Origin of the sequence: Pseudomonas sp. TWP3-2, from assembly GCF_049897765.1 — a bacterium.
In the GTDB taxonomy this organism is placed as follows: Bacteria; Pseudomonadota; Gammaproteobacteria; order Pseudomonadales; family Pseudomonadaceae; genus Aquipseudomonas.
Genome location: NZ_JAFCWW010000006.1, coordinates 1 through 17,181, shown reverse-complemented (window position 1 = coordinate 17,181; position 17,181 = coordinate 1). Strand labels below are relative to the sequence as shown.

10 protein-coding genes are annotated in these 17,181 nt (G+C 60.6%); 8 read left to right on the top strand and 2 right to left on the bottom strand.

What is annotated here, in order from left to right; translation table 11 throughout:
- Nucleotides 1-164 precede the first annotated feature (164 nt).
- A complete protein-coding gene (locus ACP7EE_RS11120) occupies nucleotides 165-6,557 on the bottom strand; it encodes an amino acid adenylation domain-containing protein (RefSeq protein ID WP_426234531.1) in 6,393 nt (2,130 codons plus the stop codon).
- 462 nt (nucleotides 6,558-7,019) lie between these two features.
- On the opposite strand from ACP7EE_RS11120, the gene ACP7EE_RS11115 reads away from it, so the two are divergent.
- The 8 genes from ACP7EE_RS11115 to katG all read left to right on the top strand — a co-directional run bounded on the left by ACP7EE_RS11115 (nucleotide 7,020) and on the right by katG (nucleotide 16,116).
- Entirely contained in the window at nucleotides 7,020-7,814 is a 795-nt protein-coding gene (locus ACP7EE_RS11115; RefSeq protein ID WP_426234530.1) for a helix-turn-helix transcriptional regulator, read from the top strand.
- Between the two features lie 43 nt (nucleotides 7,815-7,857).
- Nucleotides 7,858-9,264: an efflux transporter outer membrane subunit gene (locus tag ACP7EE_RS11110; protein WP_426234529.1), complete on the top strand. Its 1,407-nt coding sequence runs from the start codon at nucleotides 7,858-7,860 to the stop codon at nucleotides 9,262-9,264.
- 156 nt (nucleotides 9,265-9,420) lie between these two features.
- Nucleotides 9,421-10,026, top strand: coding sequence for an SCO family protein (locus ACP7EE_RS11105; RefSeq protein ID WP_426201479.1), 606 nt, complete (start codon nucleotides 9,421-9,423; stop codon nucleotides 10,024-10,026).
- Nucleotides 10,026-10,502, top strand: a complete 477-nt coding sequence (locus ACP7EE_RS11100) for a copper chaperone PCu(A)C (RefSeq protein WP_426234528.1) — start codon at nucleotides 10,026-10,028, stop codon at nucleotides 10,500-10,502. Before ACP7EE_RS11105 ends, ACP7EE_RS11100 begins: the two co-directional genes overlap by 1 nt.
- Before the next feature lie 181 nt (nucleotides 10,503-10,683).
- Complete coding sequence (locus ACP7EE_RS11095) at nucleotides 10,684-11,058, top strand: hypothetical protein (protein WP_426234527.1); 375 nt, start codon at nucleotides 10,684-10,686, stop codon at nucleotides 11,056-11,058.
- Nucleotides 11,055-11,261, top strand: coding sequence for a helix-turn-helix transcriptional regulator (locus tag ACP7EE_RS11090; protein ID WP_426234526.1), 207 nt, complete (start codon nucleotides 11,055-11,057; stop codon nucleotides 11,259-11,261). Before ACP7EE_RS11095 ends, ACP7EE_RS11090 begins: the two co-directional genes overlap by 4 nt.
- 237 nt (nucleotides 11,262-11,498) lie before the next feature.
- Nucleotides 11,499-13,709: an LTA synthase family protein gene (locus ACP7EE_RS11085; protein WP_426234525.1), complete on the top strand. Its 2,211-nt coding sequence runs from the start codon at nucleotides 11,499-11,501 to the stop codon at nucleotides 13,707-13,709.
- 133 nt (nucleotides 13,710-13,842) lie between these two features.
- Entirely contained in the window at nucleotides 13,843-16,116 is a 2,274-nt protein-coding gene (gene katG, locus ACP7EE_RS11080; RefSeq protein WP_426234524.1) for a catalase/peroxidase HPI, read from the top strand.
- A gap of 129 nt (nucleotides 16,117-16,245) precedes the next feature.
- On the opposite strand, the gene ACP7EE_RS11075 is transcribed toward katG, so the two are convergent.
- The coding region (locus ACP7EE_RS11075) for an IS3 family transposase (protein ID WP_426234523.1) at nucleotides 16,246-17,181 on the bottom strand (936 nt) is incomplete at its 5' end.

Here is a 17,181-nt window from a genome sequence, read left to right as displayed (position 1 = left end):
TTCGAGAAAAAGGAGCGCGCAGCGGCGAGTCCCTGCCGACTGGGCGCAGCTCGGAAAAGCTAAAACATCAAGGCTTGCGGGGCTGACATGGGAAGCGGGGACAAGAATCCCCGCAGACGGAGCAACCCCTCGCCACAGGGTTCAGTGTCTGACCGGCATCGAATCTAAAGTCGGCGTTTGCGGTTGAGGGTCGGGATGGTGGTTTGCGGGATCTCCACCTGCTTCGCCTGCGCCGTGGTCTGCGCGCCCAGTGCCGCGAGCGTCGGCTGGCTGAACAGCGTGCGTGCATCGACATGCAACCCGGCCTGACGCATGCGCGCCACCAGACTCACCGCCAGCAATGAATGCCCGCCCAGTTCGAAGAAGTTGTCGTGACGACCGACCTGCTCGATGCCCAACACCAGCGCCCAGATCTGCGCCAGCGCGGTTTCGACCGCACCTTCAGGCGCCGCATAAGCACGGCTGAGCAGCGCTTCCGGCCCCGGAGCCGGCAAGGCCTTGCGATCAACCTTGTCGTTGGGCGTCAGCGGCAACGCGTCGAGTCTGACGAATGCGCCCGGCACCATGTACTCCGGCAAACGTTCAAGTACATGTGCGCGCAACGCTGCGATGTCCGGCGCCGGGAGTCCGTCGCGCACGGTGAAATACGCCACCAGGCGCTCGTCGCGCACCAGCACCACCGCCTCGCGCACGGCCGGATGAGCGATCAACCGCGCTTCGATTTCGCCCGGCTCCAGACGCAAGCCGCGCAGCTTGACCTGGAAGTCGTTGCGCCCGAGGAACTCCAGATTGCCGTCAGGGCGATAGCGCACCAGATCGCCAGTGCGATACAGCCGATCACCGGCCACGAACGGACTGTCGATAAAACGCTCGGCCTGCATCTGTGGCAATCCGTGATAACCGCGCGCCACGCCGACGCCGCCGATGTACAACTGGCCGCTGACGCCCAGCGGTACTGGCTGATCATGCGCATCCAGCACGTACAGGCGGGTGTTGCTCAACGCCTTGCCAATCGGTATCAGCGTATCCGGCAGCGGACCGTGCGGTTCCAGCGTCCAGCCAGTGCTGTCGACGGTGGTTTCAGTCGGGCCGTAAACGTTGTGCAAGCGTACCCAAGGCAACCGCTGCCTTACTTGGCGCGCCAGCGCGGCAGTCAGTTCGCCGCCGCCGTTCAGCACGTCGGTCAGGCTGGTGCACTGGCTGACGTCCTCCTGTTCGATGAACTGCTGCAACAGCGCCGGGACGAACTTGACCACCGTGATTTGCTGCTCGCGAATCACCTGCGTGACATAGGCCGAATCACGGTTGCCGTCAGGGCGCGCCAGCACCAGGCGCAGGCCGGAACACAGCGGCCAGAAAATCTCCCACACCGAACTGTCAAAACTGAACGGCGCTTTCTGTAGCAGCGCACCATGTTCAGTCGGCGGGCTGAGCTGGGAGCCCCAGTGCAGCATGTTGCAGGCGCTGCGGTGCTCGATCATCACGCCCTTCGGGGTGCCGGTGGAGCCGGAGGTGTAGATGATGTAGGCCAGATTCGCCGCGCTCAGGCCCGGCACATGCAGATTGCCCGGCGATTTTTGCTGCCATGCGCATTGATCGAAATCGATCAGCGGCAGGCCAGGCTCACCCAGCAGTTCGCGGGTGGCGGCCTGCACCAGCACCGCCACCGGCGCGCTGTCCTTGAGCATGTAATGCAGGCGCTCCAGCGGGTACTCCGGATCTAGCGGCACATACGCGCCGCCAGCCTTGAGAATCGCCAGCAAACCGACCACCAGATCGAGACTGCGCTCGACACAGATCGCCACCCGCGAATCCGGTTGCACGCCGTGCTCGCGCAGGTGATGGGCGAGTCGGTTGGCCTGCTCGTTGAGTTCGCCGTAAGTCAGCGTCTTCGCGCCGGCCTGCACCGCGATGGCATGCGGTTTGCGCTGCACTTGTTGCTCGAACAGGGTTTGCAGCGGCTGATCAAGCGGGCAATCGACGTCGGTGCTGTTGAACTCGATCAACAGCTGTTCAAGCTCGGCCGCCGGCAGGATCGACAAGCGGTTCAAGGGTTGTTGCGGGGCGTGTTCCAACGCGTCGACCAGCGACTGCAGCGCGGTTTGCACGTAAGCGCAAATCCGTTGTGCACCGATGCTGTTGAGCGTGCGGGTGGTCAATTGCATGCCGCTGCCCAGATCATCCACGCTCAGGGTCACCGGGTAATTGGTGCGCTCTTCGTTGGCCAGGGTTTCGATGCCTTCCCAAGCCTGACGCGCGGATTGCTCGGCGTCGGTGTGCCGGTAGTTGAGCAACGCACTGAACAGCGGCGACGGCGAGGCCACGCCACTGCAACGCTGGGCCAGTGCCAGCGACGCATGTTCATGCCCGAGCAGCGCGGTCAGCCGCGCATGGGTCGCCTGCACTGCTGCGCGCACGCCTTGATCGACATCGACGCGTAACGGCAAGGTATTGATGAACACGCCGAGCGCACGATTCGCGCCCTCGCCGCCCTGCATTCGGCCCATCAACACCGTGCCGAACACCACGTGTTGCTGCCCGGAGGTCGCTGCCAATACTTGCGCCCACGCCAGATGAATCAGGCTCGCCACACTGACGCCCGACTGCCGCGCTTGCAGGCGCAGACGTCGATCAATATCGGCGGGTAATGCTTGAACTGCTTCGTCGATGCCGCGACCGTCACCCTGCACATCCTGCAACCCAAAAGGCAGCGTCGGCTCATCGATATCGCCGAGCATTTCGCGGAAAAACGCCTCGTGTTCGGCCTCGCTCACACCCAGCCGAGTCTGCGCCACATAGTTGCGATACGGCACCGCCGCCGGCAGCGGATCGGTATGGCCCATCAGGCTCAGGCGCATTTCTTCGCGCATCGCTTCGAGTGCGATGTGATCCATCGCCAAGTGATGAAACAGCAAGATCGCGACAATGCGCCCACGGGCCGGATCGCGCGCATAAAACAGTCGAATCAGCGGCGCCTGGCTGATATCGAGGCGATAGCTGCGCGCATCGAAGCGCTGATGCAGTTGCTCCAGCACATCGCCCTCGGCCGGATCGAGCACGATCTCTTGCACCGGCAGTTGCGCCTCGCGCCAAACCACTTGCAGCGGTGTACTCAACCCCTCCCAGACCACCGCAGTGCGCAAGATATCGTGGCGCTCCATGACTTCACGCAGTGCAGCCGCATAGGCTTCCACCCGCGCGAGATTGTCGAAGGCCAGATGCGATTGCAGCAGATACGGATCGCCCTGTTCGGCGGTGATGTGGTGGTAAAGAATGCCTTCCTGCAACGGCGCCAGCGGATAGATGTCCTGCACATTGGTCGCGCCACCCGGCACCGTGGCCAGAACCATATCGATGGTTGGCTGGTCCAGTTGCACCAGCGCCAGCATGTCCGGGGTGATACGCGTGCAACCGAGCGGGATGCGATTGGCCGGCACTTCGACTTCGCGACCGCTACCCACCGCAGCGGCCAATGCCGCGAGTGTTGGCTGACCGAACAGCACGCGCACGTCGCTGCTCATGCCATTCTGGCGCATGCGTTCGATCAGATTGACCGCCAGCAACGAATGCCCGCCCAGTTCGAAGAAATGGTCGTGGCGCCCTACTCGCTCGACTTGCAGCACTTCGCCCCAGAGTTGCGCCAGGAGGATTTCCACGTCGCCCTGCGGTGCTTCGTACACCCTGCGGATCAGCGCGTCCGGCCCCGGAGCAGGCAAAGCCTGGCGATCGAGTTTGCCGTTGGCGGTCAGCGGCAGCGCCGGGATGCGCACGTAGGCTGACGGCAGCAATGCGCTGGGCAACCGGTTTTTCAGATGTTCGTGCAACAGGGTGATGTCCAGCGGTTGATGCTCGGTGAACCACGCCTGCAACTGCCCGTCGCGCACCAGCACCACGGCTTCGCGCACTGATTCATGACTGGCCAGCGCGGTTTCGATTTCACCGAGTTCGACGCGCACGCCACGGATTTTCACTTGGTCGTCATTGCGTCCCAGATATTCAAGATTGCCGTCGGCACGCCAGCGCACCAGATCGCCGCTGCGATACATCCGCGCGTTCGGCGCGCTGCTGAATGGATCGTCGAGGAAGCGTTCGGCCGTCAACTCCGGTCGATTGAGGTAACCACGGGCAACCCCGGCACCACCGACATACAGCTCACCGGCAACGCCAATCGGCAGCGCTTGCTGCTGCTCATCCAGCACGTAAAGCGTGGCATTGCTCACCGGCTTGCCGATGTGCAACGGCGTGCCGGGTTCGATCCGGCCAGAGCTGGCAACCACCGTGGCCTCGGTCGGGCCGTAGTTGTTGATCACCTCAAAGGTCTGCGCGCGGTTGAACTGGCGCAAACGATCGCCGCCGATCAGCAGTGCGCGCAAGGTCGGGTGTTCGATATGCCGACTGAAGGCGTACTCGGCAATCGGCGTCGGCAGGAAACTCACGTCCAGCGGTTGCGCGCGCCACCATTCCAGCAGCGCATCAATGTCTTCGCTGCCGTCATTGGCCGGTGCCAGATGCAGGGTCGCCCCGGCACACAGCGCCGGCCAGACTTCCCAGGCCATGGCGTCGAAACCGAATCCGGCGAGGCTTGAGGTGTGGCTGTCAGCATCAAGGTCGAAGGCTTCGCGGTGCCAATCCACCAGGTTCGACAGCGTGTGATGTTCAACCATCACGCCTTTCGGTTGGCCAGTGGAGCCGGAGGTATAGATCACGTAAGCGAGATGTTCGCTGGTCAGATCCGCTACCTGCGGATTGACCGAGTTGACCGGCCACAGACGCCGGTCAAGCTCGATGATCGGCACTTGGTACTCCGGCAAGCGCTCGCGCAGATCGCTTTGGGTCAGCAGCGCAACCGGCGCGCTGTCGCCGAGCAGATAGCTCAAGCGCTCGGCCGGATGCGCGGGATCAATCGGCACATACGCCGCGCCAGCCTTGAGAATCGCCAACAGCCCGACCAGCGTGTCCAGCCCTCGGCGGGCGACAATCGCGACTCGATCATCCGGCTGCACGCCCAGCCCGATCAACAGGTGCGCCAGTGAGTTGGCCTCGTGATTCAGTTCGGCGTAAGTCAGCTGCTGTCCCTGGCAAACCGCCGCCACGGCATCCGGCTGTTCGGCTGCGCGTGCGGCAAAGCGTTGATGAATGGTCAGGCCCTGCGGGTAGTCGGCGCGGGTGTCGTTCCACTGCTGCAACTGGGCAGATTCTGCCGGGGTAGTCAGGCTGAACTCGTCAACCGTCAGATCAAGGTTTTCCAGGCCCTGCTGCAGTATCAGCAGCAGACATTCCGCCAGCGCCGCAACCTCGGCGGCGTCGAAATACGCCGACCCATACAGCAGATGCAGCCAGGCCTTGTCGTTGAATCGGTTGCTGCGCAGGTGAATGGCCAGCGGCGTGGCTTCATGCCGATTGGAAACCTTGACCACGTGTCCCTGTGCTTCTGCATAGCGAAACTCGTGGTCATCCTGTTCGTAAGACACAGACACTTCGAACAACTGCGAACGCCCCTCAGCCAGCAGGCCCAACGCACGGTTCATCTCGCTCAGGGGGAAGCGCTGATGACGGAAATCCTGCTTCAGTTCGGCGCCGATGGCCTTGATCAGGTCGGCAAACGACAGCGCGCGACCGAAGTGCATCGACACCGCGCTGACCTGGGTGAACAACCCAAGTGTGGCTTTGAAGCGCGCGCCGGAGCGATTGAGGATCGGCACGCCGACCACCCACTCATCCCGCTGCGCGGTGCGGCTGAAATACACATGCAGTGCGGCCAGCAATACATGAAATGCCGAGCCACCGAGCGTGCGCGCGACGTCTTTCATACGCTCATGCAGCGCTGCCGGGAAGGCCACGACGTGGGCCGGCGTTGGCGGTGCGATCTGTTCCCGGTAACGCGCGGTCAGCAGCGGTTCGGGGACGTTGCGGTACTTTTCCAGCCAGTACGTCTTTGCGTTCAAGTAACGCGGGGAGTCGTGATATTGGCCATCCTCGTCGATAAATCCGGCAAACGACGGAGCCGACAGCTGCGGCTGCTGTCTTGCGCTGAGCGCGCTGTAAATCTCGCCAGCGTATTTGAACAGCAGCCCAAAACCCCAGCCATCGATGATCAGATGGTGCGCCTGCGCAGTGAACCAGTAACGCCGCTGGTCGAGGCGGATCAGACCAAAGCGGAACAACGGCTGGCCATCCAGCGCAAAGGACTCTTGCATCTGTCCTTCTACCAGCGCCTGAGCGGCTGACTGCGGATCCGGGTGCGCAGAAAAATCAACCAAAGCCAGCGGCGCCGGCAGCGATGCGACGAAGGTTTGCAGCGGCAATCCATCCGCGCCGGCGCCCGGTAGCAAAACTGTGCGCAACGCATCGTTGGCCGCGACCAGGCACTCCACGGTCGCTTGCATCAACACCGGATCGATTACGCCATTTAGCTCTACATAGCCGCCGATGTTGTACAGCGGCGAATCGCCCTGACTCAGTTGATCCAGCCAGATGTCGCGTTGCGCAGTGGTCAGCGGGAAGGTCTCGCAAGTGGCGGACAGAGCGTCCACTGCGTCGGCAGCAAAATGGTTCATAAGATCCGTCTCATGGCGTTATGCCTGATATTCAAGCATCGGCCCCGAAACCGGCATGACACCTGAAACCCGGACAACTCTGAGCGGCAGTACGCCGTTTAGAGCATTGGCGTTTGGCGATCCGTCTAAAAGTTCGGAAAGGAAAGGCTGAAAAAGCTGTAGGAAAATCGCCACACCCCGGACCCGCCGGTTACCGCACCACTGTGCTCGTGTCGCAGATTATCGGGCGCAGCCGTGACCATTCGGTCATGACGAACGCGCCGTGGGGACTTTTTGCGTCGAAAGCGTCGCAGCAGCTTTTCGGAAATGGTGGCATTTTGTGTCCCTGTTTTCCCCTACAGACGTAGGACAAATGTATAGGCTTAAATCCCGCTGCAGATCGCTTTCAAGGAGAAACGGTTTTTGGCAGGGCGTGCACGGCAGACGATTCAGCGATGGCTCTCATTCAAGGATGACAAGGATATGAATCTGACCGGCAGTATTCGCAACACGGAAAACCCGCATTTTTACTGGCAACTGGGTGAGTTGATTGCCAGCACCGGTGGCGATCATTTCGCCAACAACATGTTCCAGTTGGTCGACACGCTGGTGCCGGTCAATCGCGTCGATCTCAGTGAGTGGACGCTGGATGAACGCCAGGCCAGCGTGGTCGAGGTCAAGCCCCTTGGCAGTGCCGGATTGCCTGATACCTTTCCTGCGCCGGATCCCTTGCAGCGACCTGACGATCATCCGTTGCTGCAGAAGATGATCGAGATGAATGACTCGCTGTTGATCCAATTGAAAGCCTCGTTGCGACAGCAATCCCCGCACCACAGCGTGCATCAGTGCAATCTGGTGTCGCGCACCTCGAATCGCCGCTGCGTCATCGCGTTTTACCGTCCGCACACCCATCGGGTCTTCTCGCTGCCGGAACTGTCGTTTCTCAAGAGCCTGTCCGACACCCTGTTGCCACTGATCGAGCGCCACGCGCAACTCAGCCGTCAGACCAGTGCCAGGCAGCCACGCCTGCCAACTGCAGATCAGGAACAGACACCGTTGCAACACGTCTTCGATGAGCGCCTGGCCATGGCCGAAATCAGCTTGTCGGTGCGTGAGAAAGAGGTGTGTCTGGGCCTGCTGACCGGCGGCACCGTGCCGCAAATGGCGGAAAAGCTGCGGGTCAAAAACAGCTCGATCGAGACCTATCTGAAACGTGCGGCGGCCAAGCTCGGCGTCAGTGGTCGACACGGTCTGGCGAAATGGATGGCCGGGGCCTGATGCGGTTTTGGTGGTGGTTTTCTTGTGTGCATGAGGCTGTTTGATGTTCAGGTTGCGATTTTCCCTGCTGTCCGTGGCGTTGCTGCTGGGCGGCTGTTCGTTGATTCCCGATTACCAGCGCCCGGCGTCGCCGAGTGCTACGCAATATCCGCAAGGCCCGGCTTACCCGGCTGCATCGCAGGTTTCCAGCGCTGATCAGGATTGGCGCAGATTATTCAACGACCCGGCGTTGCAGCAGTTGATTGAAAGTGCGCTGGTGAACAATCGCGATCTGCGGGTGGCGGCACTCAACGTCGAGGCGTTTCAGGCGCAGTACCGGATTCAACGGGCCGATCTGTTTCCAGCGGTTTCGGCCACTGCCTCTGAATTGCGCCGACGCATGCCTGTGGCTAACAGCAAAGCCGTAATCACTTCCACCTACGGCGTCAATCTCGGGGTCAGCGCCTATGAACTGGACTTCTTCGGTCGGGTGCGCAGCCTCAGCCAGCAGGCGCTGCTGAGCTGGTTGGCGACCGAAGAAGCACGGCGCAGTGCGCAATTGAGTCTGGTAGCCAACGTAGCCAACGCCTACCTGACCTGGCGCGCCGATCAGGAACTGCTCGCTCTGGCCCACGAGACGCTAACCGCCGATGAGCAAAGCCTGCGCCTGACCACGCGCAATCGCGAGGCCGGCAAGTCCTCGGCGCTGGAACAGATTCAGGCGCAGACCAGCGTCGATAGCACCCGCGCCAGCCTTGCGCGCTATCAGCGGCAAGTGGCGCAAGACCTGAACAGCCTGACGCTGCTGGTCGGTGCGCCAGTGCCCGACACGCTGCCGGCGCGTCCGCTGTCGAGCGATCTGCTGGCGCAACTGCCGGCCGGGCTACCGTCGGATCTGCTGCAACGCCGGCCGGATATTGTTCAGGCCGAATACCAACTGCGCGCGGCCAACGCCAACATCGGCGCGGCGCGTGCGGCGTTTTTCCCCAGTGTCAGCCTGACCGCGAATGCCGGCACCTCCAGCAGTGATCTGTCCGGACTGTTCAAGGGTGGCTCGGGCGCGTGGTTGTTTCAACCGCAGATCAACCTGCCGGTTTTCAACGCCGGCAGCCTGCGCGCGAGTCTGGATTACTCGAAACTGCAGAAAGACATCAACGTGGCGCAATACGAGAAATCGATCCAGACCTCGTTTCAGGAAGTGGCCGACGGGTTGGCGGCGCGCCAGACTTATCAGCAGCAACTGCAAGCCCAGCGCGATCTGGTGCAGGCCACGCAGGATTACTACAACATGGCGCAACACCGCTATCAGAGCGGAGTCGACAGCAGCCTGGTGTTCCTCGATGCCCAGCGTTCGCTGTTCAGTTCGCAGCAAGGCTTGATCACTGATCGACTGGCGCAACTGGTCGCCGAGGTAAACCTGTACACCGCGCTCGGCGGGGGCTGGAGCACGTTTGAGCCCATCACTCAGTAACCGCAGGTCACTTTTTCTTACACCTTTTGTCGCCGGATCCGACATTGACGGACGATCGAAAACCGACCCGCCGGTTCAGTTTGCTATCATGCGCCGCTTTTACGGTTAACCGCCCGCCTGTCTCAGCGACTGGCGGGCTACAAAAGGCGGTATGAAATGACGGCTTTGTTGACTCGCCGCAAGGTGCTTGCGGGAATGGGCGTGCTCGGTCTGGGCCTGCTCGCCGGCTGCGACACCCGTGGCCAACTGTCGTACAAATACGGCAAGGATCTGAGCGACAAGATCATGGGGCGCACCTTCAAGCTCAAAGACACCGAAGGCAACACCGTGTCGCTGTCGAGCTTTCGCGGCCTGATGCCGATGATCTTCTTCGGCTTCACCCAGTGCCCGGCAGTCTGCCCGACCACGCTGGCCCGCGCGGCAAAAATCAAGAAGCTGATGGGCAAGGACGGCGACATCCTGCAAGTGGTGTTCATCTCCCTCGACCCGGAACGCGACACGCCAGAAATTCTCGACGCCTACGTCAAAGCCTTCGACCCAAGCTTCGTCGCGCTGTACGGCACCCTTGAAGAAACCAAAGCCACGGCCAAGGAGTTCGATGTGTTCTTCGAAAAAGTCCCGGCCGGCGATACCTACACCATCTCCCACACCGCCACCAGTTACGTCTACGACACCCGTGGCGGACTGCGTGTGGGCCTGTCCCAATCGCTGACTGCACAAGAGTGCACCGAAGATTTGCTTACCGTCATGGAGGTCTGCTGATGAACCCTGTTTTCACCAATATCAAACGTGCCGTACTGGGCTTGTCCCTGTTGGGCCTGGCATTCAGCGCTGCGGCGCAGACCCGCGTCGACAACGCCTGGGTGCGTGCGACCGTGCCGAACCAGTCGGCCAGCGGCGCGTTCATGACCGTCACCGCCGACAGCGACAGCAAACTGCTCAGCGTCGCCTCGCCTGCGGCCAAAGATGTGCAGATTCACGAAATGAGCATGAAAAACGACGTGATGAGCATGGGCCCGGTGAAGTCGGTGGAGCTGCCGGCCGGCAAAACCGTCAACTTCGATCCGAACGGCTACCACGTGATGCTGATGGGCCTGACCGCTCAGTTGAAAGAAGGCGAGACAGTGCCGCTGACCCTGACCGTCGAGAACGCCAAAGGCGAGAAGGAAACGGTCAAGGTTGAAGCGCAGGTCAAGGCGCTGACCATGGACGCTCACGATCACAGCAAGATGCATTGATCGCGCGTTCCAAGCAGTAAAAACGGGGCGATATGATCTTGATCATGTCGCCCCGTTTTGCTTTTGGCGCACGAGATTATCGACCATCGCGATACGTAAAAAGGATTCGATGGAAAGCGCGCTTTACATCGCTGAAATATTCAGCGAGCATGTAAAGGGTCTTTTACACAGGGAGTGAGCAATGAACCGAATCAGCCTCGAAATGACTGCCGCCATGGTGCTTTACGTGGTGGTACTGCTGACGTCGCAGTCCGCACTGGTTTACCTGGGCGATGCCAACCTCTATCTGCGTGCCGTCATCGTCCTGATCCCCATGATCCCGATCGGGCTGTTCTGCTGGACCGTGGTGCGTGACATACGCCGTCTCGACGAAATGTACCTGCGTATCCAGTTCGAAGCTCTCGGCTTCGCCTTCGCCGCTTCGGCGCTGCTCACCTTCACCTACGGTTTTCTGGAAACCGTCGGCGCTCCGCACATCCCGTGGTTGTGGGTATGGCCAGTGATGGGCGCGATGTGGATGATCGGCCTGCGCATCGCCCGGCGCCGCTACCAATGAAAAACCGTCTCAAGGAACTGCGCGCCGAACGCAAATGGTCGCAGGTCGATCTGGCCGAACGCCTCAACGTCTCGCGCCAGACCGTCAATGCGATCGAAAACCAGCGGTACGACCCGAGCTTGCCGCTGGCCTTTCAGATTGCCCGCGCGTTCGAGATGCCGATCGAGGCTATTTTTGAAGATGGCGAGGGTTCAGGTGATTGATAAACAGATTGAAGGCGTACAGCACCGATATAGCCTGAAACAATAATTCCCCCTCCTCTGAATCAACAGCCACCAAGGCTGACGTGAGCGCCGGTCAAGGTCTCACGCGATGCGCAGTGGCCGCGCGGTGCTCCGCGGCCAGATCAATTTGGCGTTTAAAAACACGATCAGCGCTCCTACCCTTGTTATCATCGCGCCCACTTTTTATGACGGCTTGATGACTGGAAGGTCTTTTTTGTGAGCGCTCTTTTTCACCGGTTGCGGCAGCTGGATGCACGCCTTGTCTCCCTGATCACTTTGGTGCTGATCGTGCCCGTGTGCCTGCGCGCGGCACTCGGCTGGTCGACGCCGTTCGGCTATCTGTCGGACCTTGCGATTGGTAGCCTGCTGGTCGTGCTGCTACATCGCCGTCCGTGGTGGCTGGCACTGCCGGTATTGGTGTTCTGGGGGCTGCTGGCAGTGGCAACTGCGGAACTGGTCAGCGCGGTGGGACGCCTGCCCAACCCGACGGATCTGCATTATCTGATCGACCCGCAGTTCGTGGAGAACTCCACCGGTGGTGGTTTTGCCCATCCTGCGCTGGCCGTGGCGTTGCTGTTGGCGCTGATCGCATGGCTGGTGACTCAGTGGACCAGTCGCGCCACACCGGCCCGAGCCCTGCCGCGCTCGCTGTGGGCAGCCCCGTTGCTGCTGTTCACCGCGCACTGGGGCGCACAAAACATCTCCCCGAGCGATGCCGACCCGTGGCGTTTGTACAACCTCCCGCACCAACTACTCGCCACTCAAGTGGCCGATGTGCAGATGCAGGCCGAGGAATGGCTGGACGGCGACGCCGTCGTAGTTACACCGCCGATGGCCGGGCTGACCGATGTCGACCTCAACGGCCAGAGCCTGCTGGCGGGGCGAGGTCAGGCGCGCAACGTGTTGATCATCGCCCTGGAAGGCATTCCCGGTGCCTACATTGGTGCCAACCGCGAAGCCATCGGCAGTCATTATCAGGAAGACCTGATGCCCAATCTCAGCCGCTGGGCCGAGCGTGGCATGAACACCCCGGATTACGTGCTGCACACCCATCAGACGATTCGCGGTCTGTACGCCATGCTTTGCGGCGATTACGACAAACTCGACAATGGCACGCCCAAAGGCGTGGAAATGCTCACCCAGCAGGAACGCAATCAGGCCTGCCTGCCCGCGCAATTGCGCCAGCACGGTTTCGCCACTCACTACCTGCAAGGCGCGGGTCTGCGTTTCATGGCCAAGGACAAGATCATGCCGCACATCGGTTTCGATGCGACCCATGGTCTGGAATGGTTCACCAACGCCAATTATCTGGAGTTCCCGTGGGGCAAGGATGACAAGGCGTTTTTCGAAGGCGCGTTGAAGTACGTCGGCCAGTTGAAGAAAACCAGGCAGCCGTGGATGCTCACCCTGCTGACCGTCGGCACCCATCAGCCCTACTCCGCGCCGGATGAGTATCTGCAACGCTACGACACGCCCAAGCAAGCCGCCGTCGGTTATCTGGACGATGCGCTGGAGCAGTTTCTGCAAGGGCTGGAGCGTAAGGGCGTGCTGAAAGACACGCTGGTGGTGATTACCTCGGATGAATCCCACGGCATCGACGGCGTGCGTCTCGCTTCCTCGTGGGGTTTCAACCTGACCCTCGCGCCTGAGCAGGCGCAGTTGCCGCGCTTGAATTCCGGCGTGTATGGCCACGTCGACCTTAGTGCGTCGATCCTCGATTACTTTGATTTCCCGGTGCCGTCCGCTCTCAGCGGTCGCTCGCTGTTTCGGGATTACGACACCGGCCGCGAAATCATGTCGTTCACCAACGGCAAACTGCGCTACCACGATGGCAACGGTATCCTCACCGAGTGCGACATGCCGCGCCGCTGCCGTTCTTACGCCAGCAGCGGATTTATCGCCGAGAGTGCCAAATTCAAAGGCAACGCCAGCAGTCACAGCGCCCGGCAAATCGCCGCCCGTGCCAACGTCCTGGATCTGTCGCTGCTGCGCACCTCGCTCAACCATCGTTATCAGTTCGGCAGCGACAACGTCATCCCGCTGCAAGCGCAGATCAAGGATGACTGGGCCGATAACCTGATCGGCGCGCAATATCTGGAAATGCCCAAAGGCTCGCACACCCGCGTGCGCCTGACCGTGCGCTCGATGGATCCGCAGCAGGCAGCCTATATCCAGCTCAAGGCCAAGGAATTCGAGCAGGACGTGCAACTCGGATTGCCAACAGAAATGGTCGCCACGGCCGATCAACCGCTGCAAATGGACTTCAGCTTCGACAATCCCCTGCCGCGCAAGGCGTTCTCGTTCCACTTGCTGGGTTATGGGTTGGGCGCGGTCGAGGTGACCGATTTCAGCGTGATCACCGAGTTGCCGGGGCAGGAAGATATGCTCGATGACGTACCGGCGGATGATGCCGCGCAATCGAGTTGACTCTGATTGGATAAAAGACTTTGCCTATCAGCCACCAATAGTCGGCCTATTAGCTGACTGGCCAAGTCGGGTCTAGCCTTACAAGTCCGAAGTCGGCACGAGCCGGCCGCAAAGACCTGATAAGGACCCGAACATGGCAAACGAATCGAAGTGCCCGTTCAATCACGCTGCCGGCGGTGGCACGACCAATCGTGATTGGTGGCCGAATCAACTGAATCTGAAAATCCTCAGTCAGCACGCGCCGCAGTCCGACCCGCTGGGCAAGGACTTCGACTACGCCAAGGCGTTTCAGAGTCTGGATTTCCAAGCGTTGAAACGCGATCTGACGGCGCTGATGACTGACTCACAGGACTGGTGGCCCGCCGACTTCGGCCACTACGGCCCACTGTTCGTTCGCATGGCCTGGCACAGCGCCGGGACCTACCGCACCGCTGACGGTCGCGGCGGTGCCGGTTCCGGCCAGCAACGTTTCGCCCCGCTCAACAGCTGGCCGGACAACGTCAGCCTCGACAAGGCCCGGCGCCTGCTGTGGCCAATCAAGCAAAAGTACGGGCGCAACATTTCCTGGGCTGACCTGATCGTGCTCACCGGCAACGTCGCGCTGGAATCCATGGGCTTCAAGACCTTTGGATTCTCCGGGGGGCGTGCTGACGTCTGGGAGCCGGATGAAGATGTGTATTGGGGTTCGGAAAACAAATGGCTTGGCGGCGATACCCGCTACGGCAAAGAACAACAGCTGATGCAGGAACCCGGTGACGGCACGTTGGTTGCCGAACCGGATCTGCACGGCAATGAACAAAGCCGCACCAATCAGGGCGAACGCAATCTGGAAAACCCGCTCGCGGCTGTGCAAATGGGCCTGATCTACGTGAACCCTGAAGGTCCGGAGGGCAATCCCGATCCAGTCGCCTCGGCCAAGGACATTCGCGAAACCTTCGGCCGCATGGCGATGAACGACGAGGAAACCGTGGCGCTGATCGCTGGCGGTCACGCCTTCGGCAAAACCCACGGCGCCGGCCCTGCGGATAACGTCGGCCCGGAACCGGAAGCGGCAGACCTCGAACAACAAGGTTTGGGCTGGAAAAACAGTTTCGGCACCGGCAAGGGTGCTGACACCATCACCAGTGGCCTGGAAGTCACCTGGACCACCACCCCCACCCAGTGGAGCAACAACTACCTGGAAAACCTGTTCGGCTTCGAGTGGGAACTGACCAAAAGCCCAGCCGGTGCCCATCAGTGGACACCCAAGAACGGCGCCGGCGCCGGCACCATTCCGCATGCTCACGACCCGAACAAACGCCTCAATCCGACGATGCTCACGTCTGATCTGGCGCTGCGTTTCGACCCGGCTTACGAGCAGATTTCACGACGTTTTCTGGCCAATCCCGATCAATTGGCGGACGCCTTCGCCCGCGCCTGGTACAAACTGATCCACCGTGACATGGGGCCGCTTGCACGCTATCTCGGCCCGGAACTGCCGAACGAAGAACTGCTGTGGCAGGACCCGATTCCTGAAGTTACTCATGCGCTGGTGAGCGACGCTGAAGTCGCCGATCTGAAAAGCAAAGTGCTGGCATCGGGGTTGTCCGTTTCAGAGCTCGTTTCCACTGCCTGGGCCGCAGCCTCGACTTTCCGCGGTTCGGACAAACGCGGCGGCGCCAATGGCGGACGCCTGCGTCTGGCGCCACAGAAGTTCTGGCAAGCCAATCAGCCGGAGCAACTGGCCAAAGTGCTGGGCACGCTTGAAGGCATTCAGAGCGAATTCAATGGTGGGCAGTCCGGCAAGCAAATCTCGCTGGCGGATCTGATCGTACTGGCGGGTAACGCCGGGGTTGAGCAGGCCGCGAAGAATGCCGGGCATACGCTGACGGTGCCCTTCTCGCCAGGACGCGCAGATGCGACTCAGGAGCAAACCGACGTTGAGTCATTCGGCTTCCTCGAGCCGCACACAGACGGTTTCCGCAACTTCGCCCGCAGCAAATTCCGCGTGCCGGCCGAAGCGTTATTGATCGACAAAGCGCAACTGCTGACGCTGTCGGCACCGGAGTTGACAGTGTTGATTGGCGGTCTACGGGTCTTGGACACCAACGTCGGCCAAACGAAACACGGTGTATTCACTGATCGTCCCGGCACGTTGACCAATGACTTTTTCAAAAATCTGTTGGACATGAGTGTGGAGTGGAAACCGACTTCACAGAGCGCGGACGAGTTTGAGGGACGTGACCGCAAGAACGGCAATGTGAAATGGACCGCAACCCGAGTGGACCTGGTGTTTGGATCGAACGCGATATTGCGTGCGGTGGCTGAGGTGTATGCGAGTGCAGATGCCAAAGAGCAGTTCGTGCAGGACTTTGTGAAGGCCTGGGCGAAGGTGATGAACCTGGATCGGTTCGATCTGAAGAAGTAGAGGGTTTTTTATTCGGCTCCTGTTTTGTGGCATGGCGAACATCTAACCCCCTCACCCCAGCCCTCTCCCCCAGGGGGGCGAGGGGGAAAGGGAGCCGATCTTCGTGCTTTTGAAACTTGAGTGCAGTGGTCAACTAATTCCGGGCACCTCGATAGGTGGTTTTGACGCCATCGCCCGCTCATAAACGGTCGGTGGCAGATATCCCAGTTTCGAGTGCAGCCGTTCGTTGTTGTAAAACCCAACGATGTACTCAGTGATGTCGCGGATGGCTTCAGCATGGTTCGCGTAGTCACGTCGCCATACCCGCTCCATTTTCAAACTCAGGAAGAAGCGCTCCATCACCGCATTGTCCCAGCAATTACCTTTACGGCTCATGCTCTGCTGCATGTCGTTTCTGGCCAGTAACTCTCTGTAAGTTGCACTCGCGTATTGGCTACCCCGATCCGAGTGGGCAATCAAGCCTGGTGGCGGTTGACGCTGCGCGATGGCCAGTTGCATCGCAGTGCACACCAGCTCTGCCGGCATGTTCGGAGCCATCGACCAGCCCACGATCTTGCGTGAAAACAAGTCCAACACCACGGCCAGATACAGCCAGCCACTGCGGGTGCGGATGTAGGTGATGTCGGCTACCCAAGCCTTGTTTGGCGCCGCTGGATCAAATTCTCGGCTCAGCACATTCTCTGCAATCGGCAGGTCATGATTGCTATCGGTCGTGTGTACAAACTTGCGCTTCCAGGCCGAACGTAGCCCATTGGCACGCATCAAACGGCGGATTTTATACAACCCGACAGACAGGCCTTTGCCGCGCAAAGCGTCGCGCAAGGGGCGGCTGCCGTAGCAACCACCACTCTCGGCAAAAGACGCCTTGAGTTGCACAACGACAGGACAACTCTGCCGGACGGGCGCATCAGCACGCTTTTTCGACTCATAGAAGCCCGAGCGACTGATGTTCAGTAACCGACAGACATGTGCCACTGAGTAAGCCTTCTGTTGCAGCTGCCGAACCAGTCGATACCTTACTTCAGCTCGCGGGCAAAGAAGGCCGTAGCCTTTTTTAAGATGTCG